The following is a 17,286-nucleotide window of genomic DNA, read 5'->3' as shown; positions in this document are numbered from 1 at the left end:
AATCCTTACTTTGCTGGGGTGCCGACAGGTTGCTGCAATTGCGCTTTCCAACGTTCCAGATTGCTCTGCAACGCTGCTTGCGCCACACCGGAGGCCGACAATTCTGTCATCTTTTTGGCCAACTGTCCGCGCAGCCACGGATCATTGCAGGCCGAGTTGTGGGAAATCGCCAGGTACAGGCCGGGCTGATCGACCGGCACTTCACGCGCGATCAAGTCATTGCTCATCCCCAGGGTCTGGGCCATGGCCATGCCGGAGTAACGTCCGGCGAGGACGTAGTCCACTTCGCCAAGCAGCAGTTTCTGGAAGGCCGGCGTCAAGCTGGGCAAGCGTTGCAGGGTGAGTTGCTGGCCGGCGAAGGTTTCGAAACCGGCGCTCAAGCGTGCACGCTCCGAGACCGCGCCCTTGTGGCCGTGCAGGTCGGCGGCGGTGGTGTAGGCCAGCGCCGAGTCCTTGCGTGTCCACACCAGGTAATCGGTCTGCACCAGGGCCGGGTGGATGTAGTCGAGGGTGTCCAGTTCGCCCAGGTTCAGCGGCGCATCGGCGAGGATGTCCATGCGCCCGCTGCGCACTTCGTCCAAGGCCAGGGAGCGTTTGCCGCCGTAGAGCAGGTCAATCTTCAGGCCGAGGTCCTTGGCCACTTGTTGCAACACATCGGCGGTGGCACCGATCAGGCGCGTGGGGTCTTGGGGGTCGCGCCAGAGCAAGGGCGGTGCGTCCGGGCTGCCGGTGATCACCAGGCGCTCGCATTTGCCGGCGGCCAGCGTCAGGCCTGGCAGCAGCGTGAGGCCTAGCAGTACAGTCCAGCGACGCAATTCCATGGGGAAGTTCTCCAGCCAGTCAAAAAAAAACCCGGTCACAAGGACCGGGCTCTTTATAAGTGAAGCGGCTGGATTAGACCAGCTTCTCCAACTCAGGTACGGCGTCGAACAAGTCCGCTACCAGGCCGTAATCAGCCACCTGGAAGATCGGTGCTTCTTCGTCCTTGTTGATCGCAACGATCACTTTGGAGTCTTTCATACCGGCCAAGTGCTGGATCGCGCCGGAGATACCGACGGCGATGTACAGCTGTGGCGCGACGATCTTGCCGGTCTGGCCGACCTGCATGTCGTTGGGTACGAAACCTGCGTCAACGGCCGCGCGGGAAGCGCCGACCGCAGCGCCCAGCTTGTCGGCCAGGGCGTACAGGTGTTTGAAGTTGTCACCGTTCTGCATGCCACGGCCGCCGGAAACGACGATCTTGGCAGCGGTCAGCTCAGGACGATCCGACTTGGCCAGCTCTTCGCCGACAAAGCTGGAGGTGCCAGCGTTGTGGGCAGCAGCGACGGCTTCAACGGCAGCCGAACCACCTTCAGCGGCAACCGGGTCGAAACCGGTGGCACGCACGGTGATGACTTTGACCGAAGCAGTCGATTGCACGGTGGCAATGGCGTTACCGGCGTAGATCGGGCGCTTGAAGGTGTCAGCGCTTTCAACCGAGATGATCTCGGAGATCTGGTCAACGTCCAGCTGCGCGGCAACGCGTGGCAGGATGTTTTTGCCGTTGGAGGTAGCGGCAGCCAGGATATGGCTGTAGCCAGCGCCAAGCTCTGCGATCAGCGGGGCAACGTTTTCCGGCAGCTGGTGAGCGTACGCGGCGTTGTCGGCCAGCAGTACTTTGCTCACGCCAGCGATTTTCGCGGCGGCTTCAGCCACGGCGCCAGCGCCTTGACCTGCAACCAGCACGTGGATGTCACCACCGATTTTAGCGGCAGCGGCCACGGTGTTCAGGGTGGCCGGGGCCACGACCTTGTTGTCGTGTTCTGCGATTACCAAGATAGTCATGGTTAGATTACCTTCGCTTCGTTTTTCAGTTTCTCGACCAGTTCAGCCACCGACTTGACCTTGATGCCCGCGCTGCGTGCAGCCGGTGCTTCAACTTTTACAGTCTTGTTGGTAGAGGCGGTGGAAACGCCCAAAGCTTCAGGAGTGACCGACTCAAGCGGCTTCTTCTTGGCTTTCATGATGTTTGGCAGGGACGCGTAGCGCGGCTCGTTCAAACGCAGGTCGGTGGTGACGATGGCCGGCAGTTTCAGGGAAACCGTCTGGGCGCCGCCGTCGATTTCACGGGTCACAGCAACGCTGTCGCCGCTCACTTCGACTTTGGAGGCGAAGGTGCCTTGGCCGTAACCGGTCAGGGCAGCCAGCATCTGGCCAGTCTGGTTGTTGTCGCTGTCGATGGCCTGTTTGCCGAGGATCACCAGCTGGGGCTGTTCCTTGTCGACAACGGCTTTGAGCAGCTTGGCCACGGCCAGGGAGGTCAGGTCTTCAGCAGACTCGACCAGGATGGCACGGTCGGCACCCAGTGCCAGGGCGGTACGCAGCTGCTCTTGAGCAGTGGTAGGACCGATGGAAACCACGACGATTTCAGTTGCCACGCCTTTTTCTTTCAGGCGTACGGCTTCTTCCACGGCGATTTCACAGAAAGGGTTCATCGACATCTTGACGTTAGCAAGATCGACGCCGGAATTGTCCGCCTTGACGCGAACTTTCACGTTGTAATCGACAACGCGTTTGACAGCTACAAGAACCTTCATGGATTCCTCGTTACTCTCCGGTGAAAAGAAAGTCGCCTAGGCGAACCTGGCGGTTGATGCTCATCGGCACACAAGGGCACCTCCAAAACCTTCGGCAGTGACCTTGCTCACGGGAAGTGATGACCGTTCGTCAGTGGTGACTGAGAGGTCATTCTTTATCGCGGCGTGTAAACTGCGCGCCATCATTTGGGCACGCATGCCTTTAGCCTGTCTTTGGACGTGCTCTTGAAACCCGCTGTCTGCCTACGGTAAGCGCAAAACCGACCGTATATTGACCGGAACACCTATTCTGGTCAATACGCCAAAATAGCCAGTCATAAGCCGCGTTGCTTTGATTTACCTAGCCTGCGGCCGATTCAAACAAACGTTTGTATTGGACGCTAGCAGTGGTCTATATATAATGCGCCACCTAGAGAGAAAGGTGGGTCGGGCCTTCGCGCCAGACGACACCAAACCTCCACCCCATTAGAAAAAAAGCCTGTTGAGCCTTGAGTAGGAGATAACCTGTGGAACGCGAATACATGGAATTCGACGTGGTCATCGTCGGCGCTGGCCCGGCGGGCCTGTCTGCCGCCTGCCGACTGAAGCAGAAGGCCGCCGAAGCCGGTAAGGAAATCAGCGTCTGCGTGGTCGAGAAAGGCTCCGAAGTCGGCGCCCACATCCTCTCCGGTGCCGTGTTTGAACCACGCGCCCTGAACGAACTGTTCCCGGACTGGAAAGAGCTCGGCGCCCCGCTCAACACCCCTGTGGTGCGCGATGACATCTATGTACTGCGCAGCCCCGAAGCGTCCACCAAGGTTCCCGACTTCTTTGTGCCCAAGACCATGCACAACGAAGGCAACTACATCATCTCCCTGGGCAACCTGTGCCGCTGGCTGGCCCAGCAGGCCGAGAACCTCGGCGTGGAAGTCTACCCAGGCTTCGCCGCCCAGGAAGCGCTGTTCGACGAAAACGGCGTAGTGCGCGGGATCATCACCGGTGACCTCGGCGTCGACCGCGAAGGCCATCCAAAAGAAGGCGTCTACACCCCGGGCATGGAGCTGCGTGGCAAGTACACGCTGTTCGCCGAAGGCTGCCGCGGCCACATCGGCAAGCAACTGATCCAGCGCTTCAACCTGGACAGCGACGCCGACGCCCAGCACTACGGCATCGGCCTCAAAGAAATCTGGGAAATCGACCCAGCCAAGCATCAGCCAGGCCTGGTGGTCCACACCGCCGGCTGGCCGCTGGACATCATGAAGAACGAGAACACCGGTGGCTCGTTCCTCTATCACCTGGAAAACAACCAGGTGGTGGTCGGCCTGATCGTCGATCTGTCCTACAGCAACACCTTCCTGTCGCCGTTCGATGAGTTCCAGCGCCTCAAGCATCACCCGGTGCTGGCCCAGTACCTGGAAGGTGGCAAGCGCATCAGCTACGGCGCCCGTGCCATCTGTAAAGGCGGCCTGAACTCGCTGCCGAAGATGGTGTTCAACGGTGGCGCGCTGATCGGTTGCGACCTCGGGACCCTGAACTTCGCCAAGATCAAGGGCAGCCACACCGCGATGAAATCCGGCATGCTCGCCGCCGACGCCGTGGCCGACCGCCTGTTCGCCGACTCCGAAGGCGGTGACGAACTGACCGCTTACGTCGACAGCTTCAAATCCAGCTGGCTCTACGAAGAACTGTTCGCCAGCCGCAACTTCGGCCCGGCGATGCACAAGTTCGGCCCGATCATCGGTGCCGGCTTCAACTGGTTCGACCAGAACATCCTCGGCGGCAAGATGCCGTTCACCCTGCACGACACCAAGCCGGACTACGCCTGCTTGAAGCTGGCGAAAGACAGCCAGAAGATCGACTACCCGAAACCCGACGGCAAGCTGAGTTTCGACAAGCTGAGCTCGGTGTTCCTCTCCAGCACCAACCATGAAGAAGAGCAGCCGTGCCACTTGAAATTGAAAGACCCGAGCATCCCGATCGGCACCAACCTGCCGCTCTACGATGAACCGGCGCAGCGCTACTGCCCGGCCGGCGTGTATGAGGTGATCACCAAGGAAGACGGCGAGAAGCGCTTCCAGATCAACGCCCAGAACTGCGTGCACTGCAAGACCTGTGACATCAAGGACCCTTCGCAGAACATCACGTGGGTTACGCCGGAAGGCGCGGGTGGGCCGACTTACCCGAATATGTAAGGCCAACTAAGGCTCCCAGATGGGGGCCTTTTTTATAGCTGACACAGCTCCCACATTGACCAGTGTTGAATCATTAAAAGTCAGGCAGCCCGCTCTTCGCCAGGGTTACGCTCGAAGTAACGCTTATATTCCCGACTGAACTGCGACGTACTCTGATACCCCACGCTATGCGCCGCCTGCGCCACGCCCATGCCTTCCACCAGCAGCAACTGCTGCGCCTTCAACAACCGCAGACGCTTCAGATACTGCACCGGCGACAACAACGTGCAGCGCTTGAAATGCTCATGAAACGTCGACGCACTCATGTGCGCATACCCGGCCAACGTCTCGATATTCAGCGGTTCGTCAAAATGCGCATGCAGGTGATTCAGCGACGTGGCAATCCGCGAAAACTGCCCTTGCTGTTCCACCAACGCCCGCAACACATCCGCCTGGGGCCCGCGCAGCGCAGTGAACAACAATTCACGCACTCGCGCCGGGCCCATGATCCGGCTTTCCAGCGGATCGTGCAGGCACTGCAACAACCGCTCGACGCAACCGCGCATGGCGTCGTCGAGTACCACTGAGCTCATCGACTCCAACGTCTGCGCCGTTGGCGGCGGCCCGGCCTGAATGCCCATGGCCATCACCAACTCGCCCAACACAACGCGATCGATGCCCACCGTCACGCCGTACAACGGCGCATCCGGCGCCATGGCAAACGTCTCGCATTCGAACGGCACCGGCATGGCCTGGATCAGGTAATGCCCGGCGCCATACTCCAACGTGCGCGGGCCCAAGTAGGCGAGTTTGCTGCCCTGGGCCACAAACATCAGGCTCGGCTCATAGATCTGCGGCCCGCGTGCCACATCGCAACTGGCGCGCAACACCTTCACGCCCGGCAGGTTCGTCGGGGAGAAACCGTCGCAGGGCGTAAGCCCCTCGATCAAGGAGACCAGCGTGGCGTTGGCGTCGAGATGGCGGGTCAACAACATGGCAAAAAACTTCGCGAAAAAGGGATGAGAGCATCATCGCAGGTCTGGCGACACATAAATCCAAACACGGGGCACTCCCGGACGAATAGGCATGAGACTCGGAGCAATCGCCATGGCCGCTGCATGGCTCGGCGCGGAGAATGCGCCGCCTCTCCTGTGATTGTTTTTGCGAGGTTTCCCCATGTACACCGCCATCGGTTATGCCGCCCAGTCGGCCACCACTCCCCTCGCCCCCATGTCCTTCCAGCGCCGCAGCCCGCGCGTGGATGACGTGGCGATCGAAATCCTCTACTGCGGCGTGTGCCACTCCGACATCCACCAGGCGCGCAACGAGTGGGGCATCGCCGTGTACCCGCTGATGCCGGGCCACGAGATTGTCGGCAAGGTCACCGCCGTCGGCGCCAACGTCACCGCGCATAAAGTCGGCGACCTGGTCGGCGTGGGCTGCATGGTCGATTCGTGCCGCCACTGCGAAGCGTGCAAGTCGGACCTGGAGCAATACTGCCTCGAAGGCCCGACCATGACCTACGCCACCCCGGACCGCGTCGATGGCAGCAACACCATGGGCGGCTACTCCGACAGCATCGTCGTCAGCGAGCACTTCGTGGTGAAGATCCCGGCCAAGCTCGACCTGGCCAGCGCCGCGCCAATCCTCTGCGCAGGCGTGACCATGTACTCGCCGATCAAGCACTACGGCATCAAGGCCGGCGACAAAGTCGGCGTGTTGGGCATGGGCGGCCTCGGCCATATGGGCATCAAGCTGGCCAAGGCGATTGGCGCCGAGGTGACCCTGTTCACCCGCTCCGCGAGCAAGGCCGAGGAAGGCCGTCGCCAAGGCGCCGACCATGTGATCGTGTCCACCGACGCTGAGCAGATGAAAGCCGCCGCCGGGCACTTCGACTTCCTGCTGGACACCATCCCGGTGCAGCACGATCTGAACCCCTACCTCGACGTACTGCGCTTTGACGGCGTGCACATTCTGGTGGGCCTGATCGAGCCGGTGGATCCTCCGGTCAACGCCGCCAAGCTGATCCTTGGCCGCAAAGTGCTGGCCGGTTCGCTGATCGGTGGCATTGCCGAAACCCAGGAAGTCCTGGATTTCTGCGCCGAGCACGGCATCAGCTGCGACATCGAAATGCTCGATATCCGCAACATCAACGAAGCCTACAGCCGCATGATCGCAGGCGACGTGAAGTACCGCTTTGTCATCGACATGGCGACCCTGAAGGTCTGATCAGGCCTTTGCGCCCAACTCCGCTGACAGCCGCGCTGCGACCTGTTTGATCACAGGGATCAGCTCGGCCATTTTTTCCAGCGGCATGTAGGGCACGGTACTGGCGATGCTGATGCCGGCGACGATTCGCCGGCTGGCATCGCGCACCGGTGCCGCGACACAACGGATCGACGGTTCGTTGTCTTCCAGATCGAACGCAAAACCACCCACCACGTATTCGCGCATGCGCTGCTCGAACTGCGCCCAGGATTGCTCCGGGTGCTGCGGCCACTGCAGGCTTTTGCCGGCAACCGGCTGGCTCACTTCGTACAGGCGCTGCCACTCTTCCACCGGGTCATCCAACAACAACGCCTTGCCGATCCCGGTGCGCGCCAACGGCATGCGATGGCCGACCCGCGAGCGCATTTCCGGGCCATTGCGGCCGGGGTTCTTGTGCAGGTAGAGCACGTCATCGTATTCGCGAATGGCCAGGTGGATGGTGTCGCCGGTCAGCGCCGACAACTCGTCCAGGTACGGCACCGCCAGGGTCACCAACGGCAGTTCCTCGCGAGCCTGGAAACCCAGCTCGATCAGCTTCGGCCCCAGCAGGTAACCGACTTGCGGCACCACGCGCAGGTAGCGCTCCTCCACCAGGCAACTGGCCAGGCGGTGGGTGGTGCTGCGGGTCGTGCCGATGCGCTTGGCGATCTCTTTGAGATCCCGCGCACCGGCCGCCACTGCGTGCACCACGCCCAGGCCACGGAGCAGGGTCTGGGTGCCGGTGGGGGCGGTGTCTTTGGTGGGGGTGGGGGCGTTTTCCTGCATGTCGGGCCTATAAGTGTGAAAGCGCGGGCATTATGGCAAATACCGAACCTCAATACAGTGGAGTTCCCAATGTGGGAGCTGGCTTTTGTGGGAGCTGGCTTGCCTGCGATGCGGGCGCCTCGGTGAGTCAGGTGTACCGAGGTGATGCTATCGCAGGCAAGCCAGCTCCCACATTTGAGCTCCACTGTTCTTGAGAGCGTATTTTCAGCGTTGTTTCATGCGGTCGATGATCACCGCCAGCAACAGGATCGAGCCCCGAATCACATATTGGTAAAAAGTATCAATGTTCTTCAGGTTCATCGCATTCTCAATGATCGCCAGAATCAACACCCCGGCAATCACATGCCGGATCATCCCAATACCACCGCTCAACGACACGCCGCCCAGCACGCACGCCGAGATAACCGTCAGCTCGAACCCCTGGCCAATCATCGGCTGGCCCGAGGTCATGCGCGACGCGAGGATCACCCCCGCCAACGCACCGATCAAGCCGTGCACGGCAAAGATGATGATCTTGGTGCGATCAACATTCACCCCCGCCAGCAGCGCCGCTTCCTGGTTGCCACCGATGGCCATGGTGTTGCGCCCGTAGGTGGTGTAGTTCAGCAGCCAGCCGAAGAACACAAAACACAGCACGGTGATGATGATCGGCACCGGCACGCCCAGCAGTTGGCCGTTGCCGAACACAAAGAAGCGCTCATCCATCACCCCCACCGCTTTGCCGTTGGAGAAGATGTACGCCAGGCCCCGCACGATCTGCATGGTCGCCAGCGTCGCGATCAACGCGTTGATGCGCAGCTTGGCAATGACGATGCCGTTGATCAGCCCCACCACCAGGCCCATGGCCAACGCCGCCGACACGCCGAGCACCACGCTGTCCGTATCGTGAATCACGATGCCCGCCACCACGCCGGCGCAAGCAATCACCGAGCCCACCGACAAGTCAAAATGCCCCGACGCCAGGCAGAACAACATGGTGCACGCGGCAATACCGACGGTGGAAATCGCCAGGCCCAGGCCGCGCATGTTCAGCGGTGAAAGGAAGTTATCGATAAACAGCGCGCTGAGCACAAAGATGCCCAGCGCCGCGAGCAGCATCACCCAGTCATCGAGGAACTTGCGCTGGTTGAAACCCGGCCAGAAGCCCTTTGCAGTTTTAACTTCAGACATCATTCACCTCGAATTCTTCAAGCCCGCGAACGCGGGAGAGCCAGTTGCAACAGCCGCGCTTCATCCGCCTGGTCGCGGCTCACTTCGCCGGTCAGGGCGCCTTCGCTCATCACCAGGATACGGTCGCTGATGCCCATCACTTCCATCAGGTCACTGGACACCACGATCACCGCAATGCCCTGGGCCGCGAGGTTATGGATGATCTGGTAAATCTCCGACTTGGCGCCGATATCGATACCGCGCGTGGGTTCATCCAGCAGCAGGACTTTCATCGGCATCGACAGCCAGCGGCCGAGAATGGCCTTCTGCTGGTTGCCGCCCGAGAGGTACATGATTTTCTGCTCGGCATTCGGCGTCTTGACCTTCATCGCCTTGATTTGATGCTCTGCGTTGCCCTTTTCCCAGCCTTCACGCAACAGCCAACCGAACGCGGAATGGGCGCCCCGGGCACTGATATTGATGTTCTCGGCAACGCTGGAGAGCGGGATGATGCCTTCCTTTTTGCGGTCCTCGGGGCACAGCAACACCCCGGCGCCGATGGCATCGCGCGGTGAATGCAGGTGCAGTTTTTTGCCACAGAGTTCCAGGCTTCCGGCGGTGCTGCGGGTCAAACCGCTCAACACGCGGAACAGCTCGGTGCGCCCCGCCCCCACCAACCCGAACAGGCCGAGAATTTCACCTTTGCGCACGTTGAAGCTGATCGGCTCACGCAGGCCGGGGCCTTGTAAACCATCGACCTTCAACGCCACTTCGCCGTGTTCGCGCGAGCGGTAATCGTAGATGTCCTGGATATCGCGGCCGACCATGCACGTCACCAACTGATCATGGCTCAGCGCGCGCATGTCGTCGAAGGTGCGTACAAAACGGCCGTCCTTGAACACCGTCACCGCATTGCAGATACGGAACACTTCCTCCATGCGGTGGGACACGTAGAGCACCACTTTGCCCTCATCGCGCAGGCGCGTGATGATCGCCATCAGCCGGTCGATTTCCCGCGCGGAGAGGCTGCTGGTGGGCTCATCAAAGGCGATCACATGGGCGCCACGGGACAGTGCCTTGGCGATTTCCACCAGTTGCCGTTGGCCCAGGGACAGGCGCCCCAACTTCTCAGCCGGGTCGATTTCATCCGCCAGGCCCTTGAGGCACGCCAGCGCCTGCTCGCGCAACTGGCGGCGATTGACCACGCCAAACCGCGACGGCAAGTGCCCGAGAAACAAGTTCTCGGCCACGGTCATTTCCGGCACCAGATGCAGCTCTTGGTGAATCACCGCCACGCCACTGGCGATGCTATCGGCGGCGTTTTTGAAGGCCATCGTCTGCTCGCCAATGTGCAGCGTGCCGCTGCTGGGAATGTAGGCGCCGCCGAGGATCTTCAGCAGCGTCGACTTGCCCGCGCCGTTCTCGCCCATCAGCGCATGCACCTCGTGCGGCCGCGCTTCAAAGCTGATCTGCGCCAGGGCCTTGACCCCGGGAAACTCTTTGCCGATGCCGTTGAAGCGCAGGGCCGCGCCGGTCATTTCCACAGCCCGATCTTGGTCAGTTCTTCCTGGAAGTTAGCGCGGGTGATCAGGGTTACTTCGTCCATGGCCGTGTACTTCGCCGGTTCCTTGCCGGTGGTGACCCACTCGTACATCGCCAGCGCGGTGTTGTAGCCCTCGATGTGCGGGCTCGGCAGCATCGAGCCGAAGAAACCGCTGTCGGCCTTCTTCAATTCGCCGATGGCGTCGGTGCCGTTGATGCCGATGCCAATCACATTGGCCGCCTTGAACCCGGCGCTTTCGGTGGCGCGCACGCCGCCGAGCACGGTGTTGTCGTTCATGCCGCCAATGATCAGGTTTTTCGCCGCGCTGGGCAGTTTGACCAACGCCGAGTTGGTGGCGTCCATGCTGCCGGGGACGTCGAGGGTTTTCAGCGCGGCGGTGAGGATGTGGTCCTTGGGAATGCCGGCTTCTTCAAGGGATTTGATCGAGCCGTCAGTGCGTTTTTTACCGGTGTCGAGTTCGTTGTAGGTGTTGATCACGGCGTAGGTGTCTTTCCAGTCCCAGCCGCGTTTTTTCGCTTCAGCGGCCATCGCCGCGCCCTGCTTCTGGCCGACTTCGAAGGCCGCCATGCCGAGGTACGGCACGTCTTCCATGAAGTTGCCCTTGGCATCGACGAAGCGGTCATCCACTGCCATGACTTTCAATCCGTTGGCCTTGGCCTTGGCGACAATGGCCGGGCCGAGGGACACGTCCGGCGGGCAGATCACAAAGCCCTTGGCGCCGTTGGCGGCGAGGCTGTCGATGGCCGAGAGGGTCTTCTCGCCATCGGGCACGGCGATCTTGATCACCGTGAAACCGTGCTCCTTGCCGGCTTTTTCGGCGAAGGCCCATTCGGTCTGGAACCAGGGTTCTTCGGCCTGCTTGACGAGGAAACCGATCTTCACTTCTTCGGCCGATACGAAGCCGCTGAATGCGACGGCAAGGGCCAGGGTGCCGAGTGTCTTCTTCAACATGAACCACCTCTTCTTGTTATTGGAAAAGTGTTAGTCGTGGTACATCACAGACCGCCCGCCATCGATCATCAGGCAGGTGGCATTGATAAAGGGCGCCTCGTCGGTGGCCAAAAACAGCGCCGTCATCGCCACCTCGACCGGCTGGCCGATGCGCTTGGGTGGGTGCAGGTCGAAGGCGCGCTGGCGTTCGGCGTGGGGGTCGGCAAAGCCGTTCCAGTAATCGACGTTGAGTTGGGTTTCGATATAGCCCGGCGCAATGGCATTCACGCGGATGCCCTTGGGCGCGTATTCGATGCCCAGCGCGCGGGTCAGGCCGAGCAGGCCATGCTTGGCCACGGGGTAGGGAAAGCAGCCGGGGATGATGTGGCTGGAATGGGTGGAGGCGATATTGATGATGTTGCCGATGCCCTGCGCGATCATGTGTGGCAACACCGCGCGGCAGCCGAACCAGGCGCCGTCGAGGTCGATGGCGAAGCAGCGCCGCCAGTCTTCGTCGCTCATTTGCAGCGGGTCACGGAACACGTTGACCCCGGCGCAATTGACCAGCACATCCACGCGACCGAAGCGCGCGATGGCCAGGTTGACCAGCGACTGCCATTGCTCGTTTGAGGTGATATCGACGGCTTGCGCGTAGATTTCAGCGCCGCGTTCGCGCCAGTGGGCGGCGACTTTCTCGACTTTTTCAGCCTGGATATCAGCGATGACCAGGCGCGCCTGCTGGGCCTGGAAGCACGCGACGATGGCCTCGCCAATGCCTTGGGCGGCGCCGGTGATAATCACCACCTTGTCTTTGAGCCGCTCGCCATAGGTTGGCTCGGGCACGGCGGGGAGTGACAACGGTTGTGCCTGCATCGCTTCACCTGTTTTATTTTTGGTAGTGAGTGCTGATGCAGGCGACTATAAACCGATCTTTTGAAACATCTCAATATATAAATTTGCATCCCATATATTGAGCTAATCACAAAAAAAATGTGGCAACCCAATCTTCTGTGGGAGCAGGCAAGCCAGCTCCCACAGAAGATTGGGTTCCCACAGGGAGTTGGGTTGCCACATTTGAACTTCAGCGTTTTCTAGCCCAGCGCAAAATCCCGCAGCGCATCGCCTTCCATGCGGTAACGCACCCATTCTTCCTGCGGCTGCGCGCCGATGGATTTGTAGAAGGCAATCGCCGGTTCGTTCCAGTCCAGCACGCTCCACTCGAAACGCCCGCAACCATTGTCAAAGGCGATCTTGGCCAGGTGGCGCAGCAACTTCTTGCCGGCCCCGCCACCGCGTTGTTCCGGGTTGATGTACAGGTCTTCGAGGTACAGGCAGTTGCTGCCCAACCACGTGGAATAGCTGAAAAAGAACACCGCGAAACCAATCGGCAAACCGTCACGCAAACAGATCAGGCCATGGGCGGTGGCGCCCTCGCTGAACAGGCTGCGCTCGATGTCCACCACGCTGGCGATCACTTCGTGCCGGGCCTTCTCGTACTCGGCCAGCTCAGTGATGAAAGTCAGGATCTGCGCAGCATCGCTGGGCACGGCGGGGCGAATCTCGATGGTCATGGGCGAGCCTTGGGCAATTGCAAAGCACACATACTAAGGGGGTTTGATGACTGATTGCAGTGCATTTTCATGGGCAGCGTTACTCCGTCGCCGGGTAACGCTGGCACCAGCAACCACACAACAATCGCCCTGAGCGTGCGTGGTAAAAAGTTGCGCATAATTCCAACGACTTCCAGGCCTTCCCATGCACGCCTCATCCCCGGTGAGCACCAAGCTGTTCGCCCTGTTTTGCCTTGCCAGTTTTTTGCTGTCGCTGTCTTACGGCTCGACCTTTTTGCTGTCGCTGCTGATCCATACACGCGGCGGTGACGAGCACGATGCCGGCAATGTGATTTCCACGGCGATGCTCAGCACCTTTGTGGCGGTGATGATCTCCGGGCACTTGTCCGATGCATGGGGCGCGGCCCGCACGATTGCCGGGATGGGCTTGCTGTTGGTGGCGGCCTGCCTGGGTTTTGCGCTGATGCCCGGCTTTGGCCAGGGCTTGCGGGTGTTTGGCCTGGCCTTGGGCTTGGGTTGGGGGGTGTTCTACACCTTGGGGCCGATCATCGTCGCGATGCTGGTCGCACCGCAGCAACGGGCCAAGTACTTCGCATTGCTGTCGGGCAGCATGATGAGTGGCATCGGTGCCGGGCCGTTGTTAGGGCGGGCGGCGAGCGCGCTGGGGCTGCCGCTGACCACGGCGTTTTATATCGCCGCACTGGCGAGCCTGGTCGGCGTACTGGTGTTTTGGCGCCTGAGCCGGCATCTCAAGCAAGAAGCGGCGGTGGCAAAAATCTCCTGGGCCGCCACGCGCCAGGTGCTGTCCTCCAAAGCGGCGTTCGCGATCATCATGGTCGGCCTGGGCGGTTGCGTATTTGGTGGGTTGTCGTCGTTCCAGACCAGCTATGCGGCGGCGCACGGGTTGGACTATTCGCTGTTCTTTGCCGGCTTCCTCAGCGCGGCGATCACCAGCCGCTTGCTGATCGCCGGGTGGGTGGTCAAGCGTGATGCCTACGCGGCGGCGTGTGTGTTGTCGGGCCTGATGCTGTTGTCGGTGTTGATGTTTGGCTTCACCGTGTCGGGGCCCTTCAGTTACCTGCTGGCGGCGCTCACCTTGGGCGTGGGTTACGGCCTGACTTACTCGGTGATCAACGGCTTGGTGGCCAATGAAGCACCGGCGGGCACCACGTCCCAGGCGCTGTTGCTGTTCAGCCTTGGGTATTTTGTCGGGGTGTTCGGGTTTCCGTTGCTGGCGGGGCGGATCATCGTCGAATACGGGCTGGCGACCTTGCTGCTGACGATCGTGGCGGTGGCGCTGTGCAACTGGTTGATCACCGTGGCGCGACTGATCTGTCGCCGTTCGTCGCCAGCCCGGCACCAACAGCCAATGGGGGCGGACCAATAGAGGGTAAGGACAATAATCCTAAGGAGACACACTCATGAAGCATTCCCAGTTTGCTGCCCTCGCCCTCACCGGCCTGCTGTCTGCGGTTTCCCTGAGTGGTTTTGCGGCCACGTCGTCCACCGGCCCGACCAATCCGTCTACCAGCGAGACGCAGAAATCCATGGGCACCGGCATGGAGATCAACGGCGGCGCCGTCGACAACAGCAACAGTGCCGACCCGCACACCAAAGGCCAGGACACCCAGCGCCAAGCGCCCGCTGCGGTGGGCAATGGCAAGATGGGGCCGGCGGTGAATGAGCCGAAGGTGCACAAGGATGACAACCTGCCGGGTGCGCCGAAGCAGCCGGCAGAATAAAACCAAATGTGGGAGCGGGCTTGCCCGCGATGGCGTCCTGTCAGCCGATGATGATGTGGCTGATACACCGCTATCGCGGGCAAGCCCGCTCCCACAGTTTTGATTGGGTTTATTCAGTGAGAAGCGCGTCGACTTCGGTGGTGCCGGGGGACGTGGCCGGGCCCCAGCGTGTCACGGCCAGCGCCGCCGCCGCATTCGCTCGGCGCGCCGCTTGGGCGGGTGTCAAACCCCTCGCCAACCCAGCGATAAATACGCCGGCATGGGCGTCCCCTGCGCCATTGCTGTCCACGGCCTTCACCTTGAAGCCCGGCACATGCTCGGCATTCACCCAGCAACCATTCGGCCCATCGCGCACCACGCGCAATGCGCCCTCGGGCAGATGGCGTTGCAGTTCGCCCAACGCCTGTGCCAGCGTATTCGCCCCCGTAAACGCCAAGGCTTCCGGGCCATTGCTGGTCCAGATGTCGATGCGCGGCAGCAACGCGACCATCAATGCCGAATCCGGCGCCCTGACCAGCGGGCCCGGGTCGAACACCACGCGGATTTCACGCGGCAGCGCCAGCAGCCAATCGAGCAACGCCTGCGCCTTGCCGTCGAGCAACAGGCTGTAGCCGCTGACGTACACATAGTCGTCCGCACGCGGCAGCACGCCGGCCAAATCCTCGGCGCTCAACTCGCCCTCGGCGCCGAGGTGGGAAATGAATGTGCGCTCGGTGCTCGCCTCGGTCAGCGACACGCATAAGCCGGTGTCTTTATCCGGGCTGGCCGCCAGGGCCATCTCTACCCCTTCGGCCTGCATCGCCGCGCGCGCCAGGTCGCCAAAACGCCCATTGCCGTGGCGCCCGAGGTACACCACCGGCAAACCGTTGCGCTTGGCGGCAGCCATCACGTTGAAACCGCCGCCGGCTTCAAAACTGGCAGACCGCGCCAGCACATCGCCGCCGCTGACGGGCAGGGAATCCAGGGCCATGACCAGATCGACGATGACCTGGCCGGTGTGCAGCAATCTAGACATGGTGGCTCTCAACTATCGCCGGGCGACGATCAGCCGCGCCGCCCAATACCGCATAAATCCCGCCGGCCACCAGGAAGGTCACGATCCAGCCCAGGCCGTTGTGGCCCAACCAGGAGTCGGACAACGGCCCGGCGAACCAGATATTTTCGGCGGTGGTGCCAATGGTGGTGAAGCTGAAACCCAGCACAATCGCCACCGCCCACGCGCCGAACGCACGCCATTCCACGCCGCCGCGATACCAGTAGGCGCTGCTCGGGCTGACGTCCAGCAAGTCCTTGGGGCTGTAGTAGTGACGGTGAATCAGATCGACCACGAATATCCCGACCCACGCGGTAATCGGCACCGCCAGCAGCGAGATGAAGGTGATGAACGGGCCGTAGAAGCTGTCGGCGATCAGCATGAAGTAGATGGAACCGGCAAAGATCGCGACGATATCGACGATCACCGCGTGCACGCGCTTGACCTTCAAGCCGAGGGTCAAGGTGGTGAGGCCCGCCGAGTACACCGAGAGGTTGTTGGACAGCAGCAACCCGCCGAACGCCGTGATCAGGTACGGCACGGCCATCCAGGTCGGCAGCATGTCGCGGATCGCGATGATCGGGTCGGTGGCCGAGGCCAGGTCATTGTTGCCCACCGACAGCAAGCCACCGAGGGTGATCAGCAACACCAACGGAATACCCGCGCCAAACGCCGCCGACGCCACCAGGCGCACGGCCTTGACGCTGCGGTGCTGGTAACGCGACATGTCGGCGCCGGCGTTGGCCCACCCAATCCCGGTGCCCGCCGCCATGGTGCCGACGCCGATGATCATCGCGCTGAGCGGCGCCGGAGTTGCATTGAACACGGCACTCCAGTCGATGGTGGCGCACAGGAAGCCGCCCACCAGCAGGTTCAGGGCGCCGAATACGTAGGTCGCCCACTTCTGGATCACCAGCAAGGTGGCGTGGCCCAGGCCGGAGACCGCCAAGGTCAACAGCACAAAGATAGCGATGAACAGCAGTGTCAGCAGGGGTGCACTTTTCGCGGCGACGGGCGAACCAAACAGGATCGAACACAACGACAGCAGCACGAAGGCGGCGGTGGTGGTGTTGACGGTTTCCCAGCCCAGGCGCGACATCAGCGAGACCAGCGTCGGGCCGATATTGCCGCGCACGCCGAAGATCGCCCGGGACAGCGTCAGGCTCGGTGCACGGCCACGTCGGCCGGCGATGGAGATGATGCCCACCACGGCAAACGAACCGGCCGCGCCCAGGATCGCGACGATGATCGCCTGCCAGATGGCCAGGCCACGAAACGCCACCAGCGTCGCGCCCAATGGCAAGCCGAGGATGCTGATATTGGCCGCGAACCAGACCCAGAACAGCTGCAGCGGATGGCCATTGCACTCGCCTTCCGGGACCGGCTCGATGCCGCGTGTTTCCAATTGCCCGGCGTTTTGGCCGGAAGAGGTGTTGCTCATGAAGGGATACTCCGGGTGCCGATATTGTTGTGGTTGTGGCAATTTTTACTGGGGTGCTGGCTTGTGTGGGAGCCAGCTCCCACATTTTGATCGGTGT

16 protein-coding genes are annotated in these 17,286 nt (G+C 61.5%); 4 read left to right on the top strand and 12 right to left on the bottom strand.

Features of this window, described 5'->3' with window-relative positions; genetic code table 11:
- Positions 1-5 precede the first annotated feature (5 nt).
- From ACU688_RS02140 to ACU688_RS02130, 3 genes are all read right to left on the bottom strand, one after another.
- Positions 6-821 (bottom strand): substrate-binding periplasmic protein, encoded by an 816-nt coding sequence (locus ACU688_RS02140; protein WP_448183489.1) that lies wholly within the window; start codon positions 819-821, stop codon positions 6-8.
- A gap of 73 nt (positions 822-894) precedes the next feature.
- Positions 895-1,824 (bottom strand): electron transfer flavoprotein subunit alpha/FixB family protein, encoded by a 930-nt coding sequence (locus ACU688_RS02135; RefSeq protein WP_207045894.1) that lies wholly within the window; start codon positions 1,822-1,824, stop codon positions 895-897.
- Positions 1,825-1,826: 2 nt separating this feature from the next.
- Entirely contained in the window at positions 1,827-2,576 is a 750-nt protein-coding gene (locus ACU688_RS02130) for an electron transfer flavoprotein subunit beta/FixA family protein (RefSeq protein WP_017138339.1), read from the bottom strand.
- 506 nt (positions 2,577-3,082) lie between these two features.
- On the opposite strand from ACU688_RS02130, the gene ACU688_RS02125 reads away from it, so the two are divergent.
- Positions 3,083-4,747 (top strand): electron transfer flavoprotein-ubiquinone oxidoreductase, encoded by a 1,665-nt coding sequence (locus tag ACU688_RS02125; RefSeq protein ID WP_017739254.1) that lies wholly within the window; start codon positions 3,083-3,085, stop codon positions 4,745-4,747.
- An 80-nt stretch (positions 4,748-4,827) separates the two neighbouring features.
- Here ACU688_RS02125 and ACU688_RS02120 read toward each other — a convergent pair whose 3' ends face one another.
- Positions 4,828-5,721: an AraC family transcriptional regulator gene (locus tag ACU688_RS02120; protein ID WP_124526694.1), complete on the bottom strand. Its 894-nt coding sequence runs from the start codon at positions 5,719-5,721 to the stop codon at positions 4,828-4,830.
- A gap of 181 nt (positions 5,722-5,902) precedes the next feature.
- On the opposite strand from ACU688_RS02120, the gene ACU688_RS02115 reads away from it, so the two are divergent.
- A complete protein-coding gene (locus tag ACU688_RS02115; RefSeq protein WP_448183488.1) occupies positions 5,903-6,955 on the top strand; it encodes an NAD(P)-dependent alcohol dehydrogenase in 1,053 nt (350 codons plus the stop codon).
- Here the strand turns inward: ACU688_RS02115 and ACU688_RS02110 are convergent, their stop codons facing one another.
- The 6 genes from ACU688_RS02110 to ACU688_RS02085 all read right to left on the bottom strand — a co-directional run bounded on the left by ACU688_RS02110 (position 6,956) and on the right by ACU688_RS02085 (position 12,973).
- Entirely contained in the window at positions 6,956-7,759 is an 804-nt protein-coding gene (locus ACU688_RS02110) for an IclR family transcriptional regulator (RefSeq protein WP_448183487.1), read from the bottom strand. It abuts the gene before it with no gap.
- Positions 7,760-7,963: 204 nt separating this feature from the next.
- Positions 7,964-8,929, bottom strand: a complete 966-nt coding sequence (gene araH, locus ACU688_RS02105) for an L-arabinose ABC transporter permease AraH (protein ID WP_448183486.1) — start codon at positions 8,927-8,929, stop codon at positions 7,964-7,966.
- Positions 8,930-8,946: 17 nt separating this feature from the next.
- Entirely contained in the window at positions 8,947-10,446 is a 1,500-nt protein-coding gene (gene araG, locus ACU688_RS02100) for an L-arabinose ABC transporter ATP-binding protein AraG (RefSeq protein WP_448183485.1), read from the bottom strand.
- On the bottom strand, positions 10,443-11,423 hold the full coding sequence (locus ACU688_RS02095) for a substrate-binding domain-containing protein (protein ID WP_448183484.1): 981 nt from the start codon (positions 11,421-11,423) through the stop codon (positions 10,443-10,445). Before ACU688_RS02095 ends, araG begins: the two co-directional genes overlap by 4 nt.
- A 30-nt stretch (positions 11,424-11,453) precedes the next feature.
- Positions 11,454-12,275: an SDR family oxidoreductase gene (locus ACU688_RS02090; RefSeq protein ID WP_448183483.1), complete on the bottom strand. Its 822-nt coding sequence runs from the start codon at positions 12,273-12,275 to the stop codon at positions 11,454-11,456.
- Between the two features lie 218 nt (positions 12,276-12,493).
- On the bottom strand, positions 12,494-12,973 hold the full coding sequence (locus ACU688_RS02085; protein WP_010208407.1) for a GNAT family N-acetyltransferase: 480 nt from the start codon (positions 12,971-12,973) through the stop codon (positions 12,494-12,496).
- Between the two features lie 184 nt (positions 12,974-13,157).
- Here ACU688_RS02085 and ACU688_RS02080 point away from each other — a divergent pair, with 184 nt between their 5' ends.
- Together ACU688_RS02080 and ACU688_RS02075 are read left to right on the top strand one after the other, a co-directional pair.
- The gene (locus tag ACU688_RS02080; RefSeq protein WP_448183482.1) at positions 13,158-14,360 is read left to right on the top strand and encodes an MFS transporter; all 1,203 of its coding nucleotides are present in this window, start codon (positions 13,158-13,160) and stop codon (positions 14,358-14,360) included.
- Between the two features lie 34 nt (positions 14,361-14,394).
- Positions 14,395-14,715: a hypothetical protein gene (locus tag ACU688_RS02075; RefSeq protein WP_124526702.1), complete on the top strand. Its 321-nt coding sequence runs from the start codon at positions 14,395-14,397 to the stop codon at positions 14,713-14,715.
- Between the two features lie 109 nt (positions 14,716-14,824).
- Here the strand turns inward: ACU688_RS02075 and ACU688_RS02070 are convergent, their stop codons facing one another.
- Positions 14,825-15,730 carry a PfkB family carbohydrate kinase gene (locus ACU688_RS02070; protein WP_448183481.1) on the bottom strand — a complete coding sequence of 302 codons (906 nt, stop codon included), beginning with the start codon at positions 15,728-15,730 and terminating at the stop codon, positions 14,825-14,827.
- A complete protein-coding gene (locus ACU688_RS02065) occupies positions 15,723-17,189 on the bottom strand; it encodes a purine-cytosine permease family protein (RefSeq protein WP_448183480.1) in 1,467 nt (488 codons plus the stop codon). The genes ACU688_RS02070 and ACU688_RS02065 overlap by 8 nt, the downstream gene beginning before the upstream one ends.
- Positions 17,190-17,286: the final 97 nt, after the last annotated feature.

It is taken from the genome of Pseudomonas acericola (SeqCode), assembly GCF_053456465.1.
Note: the sequence above shows the minus strand (reverse complement) of the source record. Positions and strands in the feature narration are given on the sequence as shown.

What these genes read in the sequence shown, in the direction of transcription:
- ACU688_RS02130 (WP_017138339.1), bottom strand. Translation starts at nt 2,576, where the DNA reads ATGAAGGTTCTTGTAGCTGTCAAACGCGTTGTCGATTACAACGTGAAA.
- ACU688_RS02095 (WP_448183484.1), bottom strand. Translation starts at nt 11,423, where the DNA reads ATGTTGAAGAAGACACTCGGCACCCTGGCCCTTGCCGTCGCATTCAGC.
- ACU688_RS02110 (WP_448183487.1), bottom strand. Translation starts at nt 7,759, where the DNA reads ATGCAGGAAAACGCCCCCACCCCCACCAAAGACACCGCCCCCACCGGC.
- ACU688_RS02115 (WP_448183488.1), top strand. Translation starts at nt 5,903, where the DNA reads ATGTACACCGCCATCGGTTATGCCGCCCAGTCGGCCACCACTCCCCTC.
- ACU688_RS02140 (WP_448183489.1), bottom strand. Translation starts at nt 821, where the DNA reads ATGGAATTGCGTCGCTGGACTGTACTGCTAGGCCTCACGCTGCTGCCA.
- ACU688_RS02080 (WP_448183482.1), top strand. Translation starts at nt 13,158, where the DNA reads ATGCACGCCTCATCCCCGGTGAGCACCAAGCTGTTCGCCCTGTTTTGC.
- ACU688_RS02070 (WP_448183481.1), bottom strand. Translation starts at nt 15,730, where the DNA reads ATGTCTAGATTGCTGCACACCGGCCAGGTCATCGTCGATCTGGTCATG.
- araH (WP_448183486.1), bottom strand. Translation starts at nt 8,929, where the DNA reads ATGTCTGAAGTTAAAACTGCAAAGGGCTTCTGGCCGGGTTTCAACCAG.
- ACU688_RS02085 (WP_010208407.1), bottom strand. Translation starts at nt 12,973, where the DNA reads ATGACCATCGAGATTCGCCCCGCCGTGCCCAGCGATGCTGCGCAGATC.
- araG (WP_448183485.1), bottom strand. Translation starts at nt 10,446, where the DNA reads ATGACCGGCGCGGCCCTGCGCTTCAACGGCATCGGCAAAGAGTTTCCC.
- ACU688_RS02075 (WP_124526702.1), top strand. Translation starts at nt 14,395, where the DNA reads ATGAAGCATTCCCAGTTTGCTGCCCTCGCCCTCACCGGCCTGCTGTCT.
- ACU688_RS02090 (WP_448183483.1), bottom strand. Translation starts at nt 12,275, where the DNA reads ATGCAGGCACAACCGTTGTCACTCCCCGCCGTGCCCGAGCCAACCTAT.
- ACU688_RS02120 (WP_124526694.1), bottom strand. Translation starts at nt 5,721, where the DNA reads ATGTTGTTGACCCGCCATCTCGACGCCAACGCCACGCTGGTCTCCTTG.
- ACU688_RS02065 (WP_448183480.1), bottom strand. Translation starts at nt 17,189, where the DNA reads ATGAGCAACACCTCTTCCGGCCAAAACGCCGGGCAATTGGAAACACGC.
- ACU688_RS02135 (WP_207045894.1), bottom strand. Translation starts at nt 1,824, where the DNA reads ATGACTATCTTGGTAATCGCAGAACACGACAACAAGGTCGTGGCCCCG.